Source organism: Streptomyces shaanxiensis (assembly GCF_039537145.1).
Classification (GTDB): domain Bacteria; phylum Actinomycetota; class Actinomycetes; order Streptomycetales; family Streptomycetaceae; genus Streptomyces; species Streptomyces shaanxiensis.
On record NZ_BAAAZY010000001.1, the window covers coordinates 172,185 to 187,520 of the forward strand.

Consider the following 15,336-nt stretch of genomic DNA (forward strand, 5'->3'; position numbering starts at 1 on the left):
TCGAGGGCCTTCGACAGGCACGCGCCGTCGGCTCAGACCTGCGTCCGCTCCTCGACCACCTTCGCGATCTTCGCGATGGCCTCGTCGAACGCGATGCCGTTCTCCTGCGAGCCGTCGCGGTAGCGGAAGGAGACGGCGTTGTTGGCCATGTCCTCGTCGCCCGCGATGACCATGAAGGGCACCTTCTGCTTCTGGGCGTTGCGGATCTTCTTCTGCATACGGTCCGAAGACGAGTCGACCTCGACCCGCAGGCCCTTCTTCTTGGCGGCCGCGGCGAACTTCTCCAGGTAGTCCACGTGCCCGTCGCCGATCGGGATGCCGATCGCCTGGACCGGGGCCAGCCACGCCGGGAAGGCGCCCGCGTAGTGCTCCAGGAGCACCGCGAAGAACCGCTCGATGGAGCCGAACAGCGCGCGGTGGATCATGACCGGACGCTGCTTGGAGCCGTCCGCGGAGGTGTACTCCAGGTCGAAGCGCTCCGGCAGGTTGAAGTCGAGCTGGATGGTCGACATCTGCCAGGTGCGGCCGATGGCGTCCTTGGTCTGGACGGAGATCTTCGGGCCGTAGAAGGCGGCGCCACCCGGGTCCGGAACCAGGGGCAGGCCCTGCTTCTCGGCGACCTGGCGCAGCGTCTCGGTCGCCTCCTCCCAGACCTCGTCGGAGCCGACGAACTTCTCCGGGTCCTTGGTGGACAGCTCCAGGTAGAAGTCGGTCAGGCCGTAGTCGCGCAGCAGGCCGAGGACGAAGGTGAGCGTCTTGTCGAGCTCCTCCGACATCTGCTCGCGCGTGCAGTAGATGTGCGCGTCGTCCTGGGTGAAGCCACGCGCACGCGTGAGGCCGTGCACGACGCCGGACTTCTCGTACCGGTACACGGTCCCGAACTCGAAGAGGCGCAGCGGCAGTTCACGGTAGGAACGCCCGCGCGCGTCGAAGATCAGGTTGTGCATCGGGCAGTTCATGGGCTTGAGGTAGTAGTCCACGCCCTCGTCGAGCTGCATGGGCGGGTACATGCCCTCGGCGTACCAGTCCAGGTGCCCGGACGTCTCGAAGAGCTTCCCCTTCGTCGCGTGCGGGGTGTAGACGAACTCGTAGCCCTCTTCCTCGTGGCGGCGGCGCGAGTAGTCCTCCATCACGCGGCGGACGATGCCGCCCTTGGGGTGGAAGACCGCGAGGCCGGAGCCGATCTGCTCCGGGATGGAGAACAGGTCGAGCTCGTTGCCCAGCTTGCGGTGGTCGCGCTTCTCGGCCTCGGCGAGGAAGTCGAGGTAGCCCTTGAGCTCGTCCTTCGACGGCCAGGCGGTGCCGTAGATGCGCTGGAGCATCGGGTTCTTCTCGCTGCCGCGCCAGTAGGCGGCCGCGTTGCGCATCAGCTTGAACGCCGGGATCGCGCGGGTCGACGGCAGGTGGGGACCGCGGCAGAGGTCCTTCCAGCACAGGTCGCCGGTCTTGGCGTCCAGGTTGTCGTAGATCGTCAGCTCGCCGACGCCGACCTCGACGTCCGCGCCGTCGTCGCTGGACGCGGAGCCCTTGAGGCCGATCAGCTCCAGCTTGTAGGGCTCGGCGGCGAGCTCCTCGCGGGCGGCCTCGTCGGTGACGACACGGCGGGCGAACTTCTGCCCCCGCTTCTGGATCTCCTGCATCTTCTTCTCGATGGCTTTGAGATCCTCGGGCGTGAACGGCTTCTCGACGTCGAAGTCGTAGTAGAAGCCGTCCTTGACCGGCGGGCCGATGCCCAGCTTGGCCTCGGGGAAGAGCTCCTGCACGGCCTGCGCCATCACGTGCGCGGTCGAGTGGCGCAGGATGTTGAGACCGTCCTCGGAGGAGATCTCGACCCCCTCGACCTCCTCGCCCTCTGCGAGCACGTACGACAGATCCCTGAGCTCGCCGCCCACGCGCGCGGCGATGATCGAGCGCTCGCCGGCGAAGAGGTCGGCGGCCGTAGTGCCCGTCGTCACCACGCGCTCTTCCCGCTCGGAATCGCGTTGGATGATCACACGGACGTCTGACACCGGTCTCTCCTGACTGAAGGTGGATCGCGGCGCCATACCAGGAGCGCGCGCATTACGCGATCGTACCGACCCCGGACGGCTGACCGCGAAACGGTCACCGAGGACGCCCCGCCCACTGCCCCTGCACAGAGCTCCCCCGGGCCCGCCGGCCCACACCAACGCCGAGCAAGGGCCCACCAACAGCCACTGCCCCCACGACACCGGCCGCGAGGGAGCCGGAGGGGCGCGCCGGTGTCGAGAGCACGAGCGCGCGGAGGCCCGAAGGGTCGAGCACGGTCGTGCTCTCGACACCGGCATGTGGCGCCCCGTAGGCGACCGAGCCAGATATTCGGCACACCAGCTGCAAGGCCTCGCCCTGCAATCCTGCCTCGCCTGGCTCTCGCCGCCCCGGCGGCTCAGGCCACCGAGTCCCTCGCCCGTCCCTCCTACCGGCCCTTCAGTCCCCGCCGTCCTCCCCGCCGCAAGCCTCCTCAAAAAAGTCCAGGTCCTCCTGGAGCGACTTCATCAGCCGGTCCCGCTCGGCCTCGTCCACCTGTACCGGTACGACGCCGGAGGCCCCGCTGAGCTTGCGGAAGCCGCCCCGGCTCTCCAGGCGCCCGTGCACCCGCACCGGCAGCCCGACGAGGTGGGCGTGACCGGCTATGCGGTACGCCTCCTCGTCCAGCGTCAGCCGGACGTACGGCACCTCGGCACCCGCGATCACGCGTAGCCGTACGGTGCCCTCCCCGCGCGGCCCCGACCTGCGCATCCGTACGACGGCGCCCGTGATCCTGACCGGCACGGACGGCTCCTCGCGCGAATAGCGGGCCCCGGCCTCGCGCAGCACGGGCAGGTCGCCCGGCGAGAACTCGACGGGCTCGACGCCGGCCGCGCAGTCCCCGGGCACCCCGGCGGCGGGCGCCCACTCGACGGCGATGCGCGCGCCCTCCGTACCGCGCACGAGGGCGATCAGGGCCTCGGTGAGCTCGCGGCTGACGCCCGCCTCGACGGCGCCGTCGAAGGCGTCCATGCCGCCGGTGGCCCGCTGGTAGTCGATGGCCTCGCGGGCGGCGTACAGCGCCTGGTGGAGGCGTACGGCGAGCGGGCGCCCGGTGCCGACGGGCACGAAGGCGGTGAGGCCGCGGCCGCCCGACGCGGCGCCGACGAGCACGCTCTCCAGCATCGCGGCGGCCGAGCGACGGTGCCGGGCGCCGTAGTAGCCGGCACGCGCGCGCGTGGCGAGCGCCGCGGCGAGGAGCATCTGGCGGGCGGCGGTGCGCAGTTCCTCCTCGACGGTCCAGGGCGCGGCCCCGACCGGCCCGCTCGGGGCGTCCCGCCACCATCGGACCTCGTCGCTGGGCACGGCGAGCCCGACCAGCACCTCGCGCGCGGAGGGCATACCGCTGCGGGACAGGGCGACGAGCGCCTCGCCGAGCAGGTCGTCGCTGTCGGGGAAGGCACGCGACTCGGGGACGAGCAGACTCGTGCCGCCGCCGCCCGGCCCCGGCGGGGTCCAGCGGCCGTAGCGCCCCGCCGCTCCCCCGCGCCGCTGCCAGCCGTGCCGGAGCAGCAGGGCGCTGAGCACGGCGGGGTCGACCTCGCCGGGCTCGGGGGGACGGTCCCAGGACGCGTCGACCGGGTGCGGCCGCACGGGACGTACCGGCTCCTCCAGGGGGCGATGCGTCACGGTTTTCCTCCCGTCCCGACCCGCGTCATGATCTCGCAGAGCGCCCGGTCGTCGAAGATGCGTGAGGTCGGTATCCGCACGGTGGTGCGGCGCCGCCCGGTGATCGGGTGTCCGGCCAGGTTGACCCAGTAGCAGCAGTGCCGCAGATCGAGCCGGTCGTGGCCGGCCCGCAGCCACTGCTCCTGGGAGCGCGGAACGATCATCACGACCAGGATCTTGTGCACCGAGACCGGGGTGCGGGCGAGCTTCGCCAGGTGGTCGTTGTCGAGCGTGAACGAGAAGAAGCGGCCGGGAGGGTTCGGCGCGAGCTGGTACGTCGCCTTGAGCTGGACCTTGATGGTGACCTCGTCGTCGACCGTGTGGCCGGGCGCGCTGTGGCTGACGTGCCAGTCGATGCCGTTGTCCGGAAAGGGTTGGGACAGCGAGCATCCGGACGCCGCCGCGACGGCGTGCAGATAGCCCACCTGCAGTGTCTCCATGCAGGCGGTAGTGGCGAGTGAACCGCGATGGGGGCCCGTGCGTTCGGGCAGCAGCCCGCCCCGCTCGGGCTGCGCTATCGCCATGACGAACAGCCTTCCACGCCAGGTGAATCCCCGTACCGGGCCGCTGAACTGCAAAGACCCGCACTCCTGTTGTGTCCTTCCGGCGTACGGCGCAAACGGCCCGGGTATCACCAAACGGGCAGAAGACGGTACGTCAGCTGCCGTGGGTGAACGAGGGGTTGTGTGGATATGGCGTGCTGGTATGAGGGCCCGCTGGCGGCATTCGACACGGAGACGACAGGCGTGGACGTCGAGACCGACCGGATCGTTTCGGCGGCCGTCGTCGTCCAGGACGCTCCGGGCAGCCGGCCGCGGGCGACGCGGTGGCTGGTGAACCCGGGTGTGCCGGTGCCGGAGGCGGCGACGGCGGTGCACGGACTGACGGAGGAACATCTTCAGCGCAACGGCCGCTGGCCTGCGCCGGTGATGCAGGAGATAGTCGAGGAGCTGGCCGCACAGGCGGCGGTGGGCCGGCCGATAGTGGTGATGAACGCGCCGTTCGATCTGACGCTGCTGGACCGCGAGTTGCGCCGCCATAGGGCGTCGTCGCTGGACCACTGGTTCGAGACGACACCCATGCTGGTGCTCGACCCACGCGTCCTCGACAAGCATCTGGACCGCTACCGCAAAGGTCGCCGCACCCTGACCGACCTGTGCGCGCACTACGGCGTCACGCTGGACGGCGCGCATGACGCGGGGGCGGACGCACTGGCCTCGCTGGAGGTCGTCCGGGCGGTGGGGCGCCGTTTCGCCGCTCGCCTGGAGCGACTGTCGGCCGCCGAACTCCACACCCTGCAGGCGGTGTGGCACGCGGCACAGGCCCGCGGCCTGCAGGCGTGGTTCGCCCGCAGCGGCAGCGAGGAGGCGGTGGACCCGGCGTGGCCCCTGCGTCCGGACCTGCCGGCGGCGGCATGAAGGAACAGGGTCCGCCACGACACAAAAAGACCGGTCCGCTACTGCGGACCGGCCTTTCCCGGTGGGCGATACTGGGTTCGAACCAGTGACCTCTTCGGTGTGAACGAAGCGCTCTCCCACTGAGCTAATCGCCCGGGAACGGACTGAACAATACAGGTCCCCGCGCGTTTCCTTCAAACCGCTGATGGCCGTCCTTCAATCCGCTTGATGGCCGCTTTGCTGACCGCCGGCCAAGTACGCCATCAGTCCGCGCCGCCCGGCGCGCATCATCAGCCAGTGGTTGGCCCGGAAGACCGGCCGCCCCGGCACGGCGAACCGCCGCAGCAGCGGCTTGTTCACGTCGACGACCTGGTCGTAGCGGGCCAGACTGCCGCCGCCGTGCGGAGTGAGCGTCCAACGCGCCCAGCCGTCGATGTCACCGGACATGGCGATCTCCAGGACCCCGCCTTCCCGGTCCCGGCGCACCTCGCGTGCGGTGAAGACCATGTCGTACGGCAGGACGGAGCGGATCGTGATCACGCCGGTGGTGTCACTGAGTTTGGTCACCTTGCGCACCTGCGGCCACCAGCGGGGGTAGTCCTCGGCCTGTTCCAGCAGGTCGTAGACGGCGGCGGGAGGCGCGGGCAGTGCCCACAGGCTGCGGAAGCGGTAGTGGCTCCAGTCCATGGGCCGAGTCTGCCCCCGATCGGCGGGTTTGAGCGGTACCTGAGTACGTTCTGAGTACGCGCACTCATGCCGTACGACGTGACGCGGCCCACACTCCAGGCATGACGCACTTTCCGCCACCGGCCGAGGAGTTGCGGCTCCTCGACCTTGAGCTGCGCCAACTGGACGCCCGCCGCGCCCAGTTGCTGCATCGCCGAGCCTGGCTGGTCACCGCGCTGCAAGCGGCTGCCCGGCCGGCCCCGGCGCCGGGCGCACCGCCCCGCCCCGAGGCCTCGGCACCCCGGGTCCAGAACGTCCTGCTGGTGCTCGGCGCTGTCCTGCTCACCATCGCCGCGATGGCGTTCACGCTGGTCAGCTGGGGACACCTGGGGATCGTCGGGCGTGCCCTGGTGCTCGGCGGGGTCACGGTGACGGTGCTCGCCGCGCCGGTGCCGCTGCTGAAGCGCGGGCTGCGGTCGACGGCCGAGTCGGTGGCGGGGATCGGGCTCGCGCTGACCGTGCTCGACGCGTACGCGGTGCGCCAGGTCACGTCGCTCGATGTGGACGCCACCGGCTATGTCGCGGCCGCTTCGGCGGTACTGGCTGCCCTGTGGACGGCGTACGGCCTGTTGCCGCGTACCCCCGGGCTGCGTCTGCCCCTGCCCGCCGCACTGGCCGCCGCCCAACTCCCCCTCGCCCTGTGGGCGGTGGCGGCCGACGCGGGCCTGTACGGGCTCACGGCCGCCGTGCTCGTGACGGCCGGGTTCGACACGGGTGTGGCGCTCCGGGTGCCCACGAGGTCCGTACGGATCACCGCCGCGGTCGGTGCGTACGGCTTGGGCGCCTGGGGTGTGTGGGCCGCCGGCTGGCTGTCCTGGACGGCCACCGGCCCGAGCGCCGCCGCCCGTGCGGCGGCGCTCCTCCTCTTCGCCGCGGGCGTCGCCCTGACGGCGGCCCGGCGGGAGGCCGCCGGGAAGCAGGCGGTCGGCCTCACCGTCGCCGCCGGCCTCCTCACGGTCGCCGCGCTCGGCGGCACGGCCCGGTCCGTGCTGCCGGACGCCTGGACGGTTCTGGCGTATCTGGCGTGCGGGGTCGCGCTGCTCGCGGCGGTACGGGTGGACCGGCAGCCGGAGACGGTACGGCTCGGGCTCGCCCGGGCCTCCGCCGCCGTACAGGGGCTTGCCCTGTTGTGGACGTTGCCCTCGGTCGCGATCGCGCTGCTGGGCCCGGTCGCGTGGGCGGAGCAGGTGTGGTCCGGGGCGCCCGGCGACCTGCGTGAAGCGGTGGCGGCGGATGCGCCGTGGCCGCCCGACGCCCAGGCGGTGCCCGTAGTCCTGGCGGCCGTCGCCGTCGTGCTGCTCCTCGCGGTGCGCGACACGGTCTGGCGGCCTCGGGCCCTGACCGGTGTGCTGGTGCTGGCGTGGGCGACGGCGCTGGTTCTTCCGGTGGTGCTCGAAGTCCCCTACGCTGCAGGCCTGGTGGCGTTCGGGATCACGACCGCGGGACCCCTGGCGGCAGCCGCGTGGATCCGCCCGTCCGAGCGCCCGCGGGCGGCGACGGAGGAGCCCTCGGCAACCGCCACGGCGGTACCCACCGCTGTCGGATTCCCGGCTCCCGGCCCGACCGCCATGGTCCTCGCCCTCCTCACCTCCCTCAGCCTCGCCTTCCTCTCCCTGACCACCGAGCCCGCGACCCTCGCCGTGCTCTCCACGCTGACGGCACTCTTCGCGGCGGCCTCCTGGAAACCGCACCTCGCCCCGGTCACGGCGCCGGCCTCACTCGCGTACGCCGCCATGCTCGCCTGCGCGACAGGTGCCGCGGCCGACTGGCAGCCCCAGTACACCGCCCTGCTGGTCCTGGCGGTCCCGGTCGCGGCGGCCCTGCTCGCGGCACGGCTCGGTGACGCTCGGGCGACGGTCCCGGTCGAGGTGGCGGGCGCGATCGCGGCACTGCTCGCGGTCGGACTGGCCGCGGTCTCGGCCGACCTGCCGGTGATCGCCCTGGTCCTGGCGCTCTGCGGTGTGATCACCGCCGGTACGGCGATCCGCCCCGACCGCCGCCCTGTCGCGTACGCCTCCGCCGCGCTCTTCGTCCTGGCCACCTGGGTACGCTTGGCGGCCTGGGACATCTCGACGCCCGAGGCGTACACGCTGCCGGTCACCGTCCCGGCCCTGCTCGTCGGCGCCCTGGCCAGGCGCCGCGATCCCGAGGCCTCCTCCTGGACGGCGTACGGCCCCGGACTCGCCGCCACCCTCGTGCCGAGCCTCCTCACGGCCTGGGGCGACCCGGACTGGACACGCCCGCTGCTGCTGGGCCTCGCCGCCCTGTCGGTCACCCTGCTGGGCGCCGGGCACCACCTCCAGGCGCCCCTGCTGCTCGGCGGCACGGTGCTCGCCCTGGACGCCCTGCACGAACTCGCCCCGTACATCGCGCAGGTGACCGACGCGCTCCCCCGCTGGGTGCCGCCGGCCCTCGCCGGCCTGCTGCTGCTCGCGCTCGGGGCAACCTACGAACAACGCCTGAGAGACGCCCGAAAGATGCGGGACTTCCTGGGGAACATGCACTGAAGCGCCCCGTAAGGGGTGCGGGGCTGTATCGATGTGCGGCTCCGCCGCGGGGCGCGACCAGCCACGACGGTCCCGCAGTTCCCCACGAGCCTATCCCTATGGCATTCGATCCCCCAGCAACGCAAGGTTCTCGATCGCGGCAAGCCCGTACAGCGAGGTGTCATTCGTAGACACCCAAGCCGCTTCGCTGCCCGGCACCAGCGAAGCCGGCCCGCTCAGCTCCTCCGTCTTCCAGGGCGCGGACTCCTTGTAGCCGTCGGAGTTGTAGAACTTCTCCCACGCGCGTGTGGCGAGCTTCGCGTCACCGGTCTGGACGGCGGCGTACGCGTCGAGGCGCGAGTGGCCCTGGAAGAGCAGCAGCGAGCCGAAGTTGGAGCCGTAGCGCGCCGCCTGCTCGGCCTTCGTGGCGTTGAAGTAGCGGCAGTAGTCGAAGTACGCCTCGTTGAACTTCGGCATGTCGACGAGGTCGATGAGTTCGGCGCACAGCTCGTTGAGGCCGAAGACGGCCGAGAGGTGCGAGACACCGACCACCGGCTTGTCGGCGATGGCGAACTTGCCCGTGTCGAGGTCGTAGAGCCCACTGCCCTGCACGAAGCCGTTGGGCTGGGCGGCGATCGTCTCCATCGTGGACAGCACGCGCGCGCGTGCCTTCTCCCACTTGGGCCCCTTGCGCTCCCACTCCGTCAGCCACGCCGAGACGAGCCCGCTCCAGTCCGTGCCGAAGCCGATCGACAGCGCGTGCCGGTCGGGCGTGTACGGCTCGGTGCGGATCTTGCGGATCGGGTCGAGAACGAGGAATGTCTCGTCGGAGTCGACGTTGGCGTGCATGAGGTCGCCGACGCGTTCGTCGGCGGTGAGGAAGTAGTAGTAGCGGCGGTAGGTGGTGTTGGCGATGCGTTGCTGCTTGGCGCTGTCGGCGTAGTGCTGGACGCCGTGCCGGGTGCCGAGCCCGGCCCACTTCCCCAGGTGATAGACGTCGACCTCGCCCGTGTGCCGGGTCATCGCCTCGGCGAACCGGAAGATGTCCGCGCGGCCGCTGCGCAGGTACGCGAACCACAGCCACAGGTCCGGCGAGAGCTCGGAGTTGTCCCAGGCGTAACCGCCGATGTCGTACCGCCACTGGTGCCGGACGGTGTCATAGGTGTGCATGATGTCGCCGTAGTCCCAGAAGCCGTACCAACGGCGCATCTCCACCTGGTCCTTGTAGTAGGTGAAGAGGAAGTCGAGGTGGTCCTCGATCTTCGCCTTGGCGGGCGTGGAGCGGTCCGGCTCGGAGTAGAGCCCCGGGCCGAAGACCTGGGCCTTGATGAGCTGCTTGGGCGGGGCGGCGAGCTGCGGCAGCACCCGTACGGCCTCCACCTGTTGAGCCAGGGCCTGCGCCGAGGGCGTGGACTCGTTGGCCCAGAAGAGGAGTTCGGAGGTGCGGGCGATGCCGTACGGCGTGCCGAACTCCGGCTCGTAGTCCTCGTAGGTGATGTTGAGGCCTTCGAGCTGCTCGGGGTAGGTGTCCTGGCCCATGCCGTCGTGATAGAAGCGCAGGTCCATGGGCTGCGCCTCCGGCGACCAGAGCCACATGGTGACCTCGGCCTCGTCGGTGTGGGCGTCGCGGATGTCGAGCTGGGCGGGGAACTTCTCCCAGAAGTCCCGCAGCCCGAAGGAGAGGCCGCCGCTGACGCCACCGACGTAACCGAACCCGGAGGCGCGCTTTCCACCGCCGGCGCCGATCCAGCCGTGGCCCTTCTTGGTGCGCTTGCGCAGCGTGAAGCCGTCGGCCGAGAGCTGGGAGAGCGTGTAGTCGCCCCACTCGGGGATGTACTGCAGCCGGGACGTCACCCGCTGGTCCCACGTGGACGGGTCGGGCAGCTTCTCCCCCGCGAACTGCGCCGCCTGTACGGCCGCCCCCGGGTCGCGGCGCAGTCCGGTGATGCCCTTGACGGCCTCACGGAGCATGCCGGTGCCCTCGCCGCCGATGCGGATGTGGCGGTCGTACGACTCGTCGCGCATCGGCACGGTGAAGCGCACGCCGATGCCGCGGATGAAGTCGCCGCTCGCCTTGCCCGGCTCCTGGGTGCCGTCGTACGTGATGGTGTGCACCATGCGGAAGGAGTCGGCGCCGGCGTAGAAGTAGAGGCGGATCGAGAACGGAAGCCAGCTCCTGTTGCCCTTGCGATGCTTGCCGTCGATACGGACTACTGCACGGACCGGCCCTTCCTGCTCGACGGTGACCTCGGAGATGGCTCCCTCGAAGCGCTCGGTCCTGACCGCGCCCTGGTCCTCGTCCTCGATCTCCGGCTGGCGGATGAGCACGAGCCGGCCGTTCTTGGCGATCTCGGTGGAGCCGCGGGTGACCGACTTGATGAGCGTCGCGCCCGACTTGCCGATCTTCGCCGTGATGACGCCGGTCGAGACGGTGATCGCTCGGCCGCTCTGGTCGACGGTGACCTTCTCGGCCGGGGCGGCGGCCTCCCCGGCGGTGAGGGTGAGCTTGCCGTTGCCCGAACTGACCGCGTGCGCCGTCCACTTGAGGGAGCCGTCCGGCCAGTACGCGAGCGGCCAGGACTGCACCGGCACGGCCTTGCCGTCGGCGTCCGTGAGCGCGAAGGTCTGGTCCTCCTGGTACGCGCCCTTCGGCCACGGCACACCCACGGTGGAACCGGGCGCGGCACCGAGACCGCCGTCCTCCAGCCAGTCGAGGGTCACGGGGTCGGCATCGGTTTCGGCGGCTCTTGGCGCGGCCTGCGCGTCCTTGGCTCCTAGCGCCCAGCTGAACTGCGCGGCGGCTCCGGCGACGGCGGCCGCCTTGAGGATGGACCTACGGGGGATGGGGGACATGGCCTTTCCTTTCCGTGCGGAATGCAGGGAGTCAGGGGCATGACAGAGAGAGGTACGACGTCCGGGGCGCCGACCTGGTACGGGGGCACCGCCCGTCAGCGGTGCCGGTAGCGCGCCTCCACGGCGACGGCCGCCGCCGCGACGGCGCCCAGGACGGGGACCGCCAGCGGCGGGACGAACCAGGCGGACACGGCCACGACAGCCAGCCCGCAGACGATCAGGAAGGTCCCGGCGGGATCGAGCACGGTCCGCCGCCCGGCGTCCGCGAGCAACGCCCGCCAGGCCGCGCCCGGCGTCCAGACGGCGGCCGCCCGCAGCAGGGCCACGGCGGCCCCGATCAGCGCGAAGACGCCGACGGCCCCGACGAGCGGCCCGCCGGGCAGCCCGGCCCGCGCGGCCAGGACGTCCACCCAGACCGCGACGGCCACCGCCCAGCCGGCCAGCCCGACGACCCACCCGCCGCGCACAGCCGTACGGAAGTCCGCGACGAACTCCCGCCAGCCACCGCCCTCGTGGGTCGTACGCCGACGAAGGTGCCGTGCGCCGGCGGCGAAGGCGGCCGGGTAGGTGACGACCCCGAGGCAGGCCACGGCGATCCACACGCCGGTGAGCAGGCACTCGGCGAAGACCGCGAAGCGCTCGCCGAACAGGGACTCCTTGCGCCGGGACTCCTTGCGCGGAGCGCGGGCCTTCACGCGTGCTTGCGCCATGGTGACCGCCTCAGCCCTTCAGTCCGGAGGTCGCCATACCGTCGATGAGATAGCGCTGGAAGGCCATGAAGAAGGCGATGACCGGCACCAGTGCCACCAGCGACATCGCGATCATGCTTCCGTAGTTGGAGATGCCCTCCTGGTCGCGGAACATCATCAGGCCGAGCGAGACGGTGTACTTCTCGGGGGTGTTGAGATAGATCAACGGCCCCATGAAGTCGTTCCAGGCGTTGATGAAGGTGAAGATCGCGCTGGTGATGAGCGCGGGCCGGCTCAGCGGCAGCACGATCGACCAGTAGGTGCGCAGGTGCCCGCAGCCGTCGAGCTTGGCGGCCTCGTCCAGCTCGCGCGGCAGTCCCCGCATGAACTGCACCATCAGGAACACGAAGAAGGCTTCCGTGGCCAGGAACTTTCCGGCGACGAGCGGCACCAGGGTGTCGGTGAGCTCCAGGTTGCGGAAGAGCACGTACTGCGGGATGAGCAGGACGTGGTACGGCAGCAGCAGCGTGCCGATCATCAGCGTGAAGAGCAGGTTCCGCCCGGCGAACCGGATCTTGGCGAAGGCGTACGCGGTCAGCGAGCTGGACAGCACGACACCGACCACGGCGAGGCCCGCGTACATCAGCGAGTTCCAGAAGAAGCTGCTGATGGAGATGCCGGAGATGCCGTCGGCGAGGCCGGAGAAGTTCGCCCAGACCGGCTTGGTGGGCAGCAGGTCGAGGCTGGCGATGATGTCCTTGCTCGGCTTGAACGAGGCGCCGACCACCCAGATCACGGGATAGAGGACGACTGCCAGGACGGCGAGCGCGCCCACGTGCCAGGCGATCGAGCCGACGCGCCGCCGCTCGTTCGCGGTGTGCAGGGCAGGGCTGGTGGCACTGGTCACTTGGCGGCCTCCTCGTAGTGCACCCACTTCTTCTGCGACCAGAACAGGACCGCCGTGACGAGCGCCACCGCGACCACCAGCGTCCAGGCCATCGCGGAGGCGAAGCCCATCTGGGCCTCCTTGAAGCCCTTCTGGTAGAGGTAACAGGTGTAGACGAGCGTGGCGTCGGCGGGCCCGCATCGGGTGTCGGAGACGACGTAGGCGGAGCCGAACACCTGGAACGCGTGGATGGACTCCAGCAGCACGTTGAAGAAGAGCACCGGGGAGATCATCGGCAGCGTGATGTTCCAGAACCGCCTGAGCGGTCCAGCCCCGTCCACCTCGGCGGCCTCGTACAGCTCCTGCGGGACCTGCTTGAGGCCGGCCAGGAAGATGACCATGGGCGCGCCGAACTGCCAGATGCTCAGGGCCACCAGGGCGTAGATGACGTAGTCCGGGTTGCCGATCCAGCCGCCCACGTCGAGGCCGAAGATCTTCTGCGTACGGTCCACGATCGCGTCGTCCGAGAACAGCGCCCGCCACACGAAGCCGACGGAGACGCTGGCGCCGATCAGCGAGGGCATGTAGAACGCGGCCCGGTACAGGCCCTGTCCGCGCCGCTTCTGCGCGAGCAGCAGCGCGACGCCGAGCGCGAGCAGCAGCTTCAGCGGTGTGGCCACGACGACGTACTTCAGCGTGACATCGACCGACTTCTGCCAGCGCGGGTCCTGGAACATCGTCGTGAAGTTGTCCGTGCCCACCCACTGGGGCGGCGTGAACAGGTTGTAGCTGGTGAACGCGTAGTACAGCGAGGCGATCATCGGCCCCGCCGTGAGCAGCAGGAACCCCGCGATCCACGGCGACATGAAGAGATAGCCGGCGAGGTTCTCGCGGCGCCGCCCGCGCCGCCCGGCGACGGGAGCGGCGGACCGCTTCCCGGCCGGGCGCACGGGCGCTTCCTTGACGAGCGTCATGGTGGTACGTCCCCTCAGCCCGCGAACGCGGCCTTGGCCTCGCTGAACAGGGCCTTGGCGGCGTCGGCCGGCTTGGTCTTGCCCTGGGTGACCTCGCCGCCGAGGCGCAGGAACGCGGCCTCGATGACATCGGCGCCGGACGGGTGCGGGGTGATCTTCCCGAGCACCTCGGCCTTGGCCACCTCGTCCTCGTAGGCCGCGACGCCCTTGTTGTTGGCGTCGGTGGGCTTGAACGCGTCGTACTGCTCGGTGGTGGCGAGGATGCCGCGGTCGTAGCCCATGATCTTGCCGACCTCGGGGTCGTGGACCATGAAGTCGATGAACTGGGCGACTTCCTTGGGGTGCTTGGTCCCGGAGAAGGCACTGAGCATCAGCGAGCCGAGGTACTGCCCGGTGTTCTTGCCGTCCATGGTGGGGATCGGCGCGAGCCCGTAATCCGACTCGCCCTCGCCCTCGTAGCGGATGGAGAAGTTGTCCCAGGTGAACTCGGACGCGGCGAGGCCCGCCGAGAGACCGGACTTGGGCTTGACCTGCTCGATCTTCTTCGGGTCGGCGATGAGCCCGGATCTCACGCGCTTGTAGCCGTCCTCCCACCACTGCGTCAGATCGTCCTCGGTGAAACCGAGATCGGAGTCGGTGAAGAAGGCCTTGCCGTTCTGACGCAGGTACAGGTCGTAGAGGTACATGATGCTGCAGTAGCCGGTGTCACCGGCGATCTTCAGCTTGTCCTGGATCGTCTGGAGCGCGTCGAAGTACTCGTCCCAGGTCCAGCCGAATTTCGCCTCCACGCCCGCCTTCTCGAAGGCCTTGAGGTCGATGACGAGCGCCATGGTGTTGGCGCCGACGGGTATGCCGATCTGCTTGCCGTCGACCTGACCGTTCGCCAGAACGCCGTTGCGGAAGTTGTCCAGGCTCAGATTCCCGGCGTCCGCCTGGGTCTTGAGATCCAGCAGAACACCGCGCTTGTCGTACTTGCGCAGGAAACCGACCGCATTCTGGAAAACGTCCGGCGGATTCCCGCCGGAGGCCTGGGTCTGGAACTTCTCCCAGAACGCCTCGTAGTCGGTGAATTCAGGCTTGATCTTGATCTTCGGGTACTTCTTCTCGAAGAGCGCGATCGTCTTCTTGATGGCGATGGTGCGCGGCTCGCCGCCCCACCACGCGTAACGGAGCGTCACCGTCCCGTCGCCGGAACCACTGTCACCACCGCACGCGGTGGTCGCTCCCAGCCCGAGCGCGGCCGCGGAGGCCCCGGCCGCCTTCAGGATCGTACGCCTCTCAACATTCCTGCTGGTTCCCATGGTTGGGCCCCCTCCCCGCAGCGTCATTGCCGCCTGCATGAATCGTTTCAAGTAAGCGCTTGCTGGCACAAGCTACGAGGGGCCTCGTGGTGCGTCAATGATTCGGACAGGAATTTCTTGTGGAACGGCGCGGCAAGTTGACGGCCCGTCGAGAACGAACCGGGCACCAGATCACCCAACTGCGCAGGTGGGACGCGCGTGATCGACGGGCCGAACGCGAACTCGCCATCGGCACGCGCCTGTTGATCGGCCAGAACTCGCCTGCCCGGGCAGGGGCAGCGAAGGTGCACCACACGGGCCCGAACGTACT

12 protein-coding genes and 1 tRNA gene are annotated in these 15,336 nt (G+C 70.1%); 2 read left to right on the forward strand and 11 right to left on the reverse strand.

Going from position 1 to position 15,336, the window contains the following annotated elements; genetic code table 11:
• Window positions 1–32: 32 nt before the first annotated feature.
• From thrS to ABD932_RS00760, 3 genes are all read right to left on the reverse strand, one after another.
• Window positions 33–2,009, reverse strand: a complete 1,977-nt coding sequence (gene thrS / locus ABD932_RS00750) for a threonine--tRNA ligase (RefSeq protein WP_345008002.1) — start codon at window positions 2,007–2,009, stop codon at window positions 33–35.
• A 436-nt stretch (window positions 2,010–2,445) separates the two neighbouring features.
• Window positions 2,446–3,675, reverse strand: coding sequence for a hypothetical protein (locus ABD932_RS00755; RefSeq protein WP_345008003.1), 1,230 nt, complete (start codon window positions 3,673–3,675; stop codon window positions 2,446–2,448).
• Window positions 3,672–4,238 carry a DUF4365 domain-containing protein gene (locus tag ABD932_RS00760; protein WP_126390191.1) on the reverse strand — a complete coding sequence of 189 codons (567 nt, stop codon included), beginning with the start codon at window positions 4,236–4,238 and terminating at the stop codon, window positions 3,672–3,674. The genes ABD932_RS00755 and ABD932_RS00760 overlap by 4 nt, the downstream gene beginning before the upstream one ends.
• A gap of 168 nt (window positions 4,239–4,406) precedes the next feature.
• On the opposite strand from ABD932_RS00760, the gene ABD932_RS00765 reads away from it, so the two are divergent.
• Window positions 4,407–5,132: a 3'-5' exonuclease gene (locus ABD932_RS00765; protein WP_345008005.1), complete on the forward strand. Its 726-nt coding sequence runs from the start codon at window positions 4,407–4,409 to the stop codon at window positions 5,130–5,132.
• A gap of 62 nt (window positions 5,133–5,194) precedes the next feature.
• Here the strand turns inward: ABD932_RS00765 and ABD932_RS00770 are convergent.
• A tRNA-Val gene (locus tag ABD932_RS00770) sits at window positions 5,195–5,266 on the reverse strand.
• 61 nt (window positions 5,267–5,327) lie between these two features.
• Entirely contained in the window at window positions 5,328–5,798 is a 471-nt protein-coding gene (locus tag ABD932_RS00775) for an SRPBCC family protein (protein WP_345008007.1), read from the reverse strand.
• A gap of 101 nt (window positions 5,799–5,899) precedes the next feature.
• Between ABD932_RS00775 and ABD932_RS00780 the strand changes: the two genes are divergently transcribed.
• The gene (locus ABD932_RS00780) at window positions 5,900–8,344 is read left to right on the forward strand and encodes an SCO7613 C-terminal domain-containing membrane protein (protein ID WP_345008009.1); all 2,445 of its coding nucleotides are present in this window, start codon (window positions 5,900–5,902) and stop codon (window positions 8,342–8,344) included.
• Window positions 8,345–8,440: 96 nt separating this feature from the next.
• Here ABD932_RS00780 and ABD932_RS00785 read toward each other — a convergent pair whose 3' ends face one another.
• The 6 genes from ABD932_RS00785 to ABD932_RS00810 all read right to left on the reverse strand — a co-directional run.
• Window positions 8,441–11,176, reverse strand: coding sequence for an exo-rhamnogalacturonan lyase family protein (locus ABD932_RS00785; protein WP_345008011.1), 2,736 nt, complete (start codon window positions 11,174–11,176; stop codon window positions 8,441–8,443).
• 95 nt (window positions 11,177–11,271) lie between these two features.
• On the reverse strand, window positions 11,272–11,886 hold the full coding sequence (locus tag ABD932_RS00790; protein WP_345008013.1) for a hypothetical protein: 615 nt from the start codon (window positions 11,884–11,886) through the stop codon (window positions 11,272–11,274).
• A 10-nt stretch (window positions 11,887–11,896) separates the two neighbouring features.
• Window positions 11,897–12,772 carry a carbohydrate ABC transporter permease gene (locus ABD932_RS00795; protein WP_345008015.1) on the reverse strand — a complete coding sequence of 292 codons (876 nt, stop codon included), beginning with the start codon at window positions 12,770–12,772 and terminating at the stop codon, window positions 11,897–11,899.
• Window positions 12,769–13,725, reverse strand: coding sequence for a carbohydrate ABC transporter permease (locus tag ABD932_RS00800; protein WP_345008017.1), 957 nt, complete (start codon window positions 13,723–13,725; stop codon window positions 12,769–12,771). The genes ABD932_RS00795 and ABD932_RS00800 overlap by 4 nt, the downstream gene beginning before the upstream one ends.
• Before the next feature lie 14 nt (window positions 13,726–13,739).
• Window positions 13,740–15,026 carry an extracellular solute-binding protein gene (locus ABD932_RS00805; protein ID WP_345008019.1) on the reverse strand — a complete coding sequence of 429 codons (1,287 nt, stop codon included), beginning with the start codon at window positions 15,024–15,026 and terminating at the stop codon, window positions 13,740–13,742.
• A gap of 47 nt (window positions 15,027–15,073) precedes the next feature.
• Window positions 15,074–15,336, reverse strand: a 263-nt coding sequence (locus ABD932_RS00810) for a hypothetical protein (RefSeq protein WP_345008021.1), incomplete at its 5' end; no start/stop codon positions are given.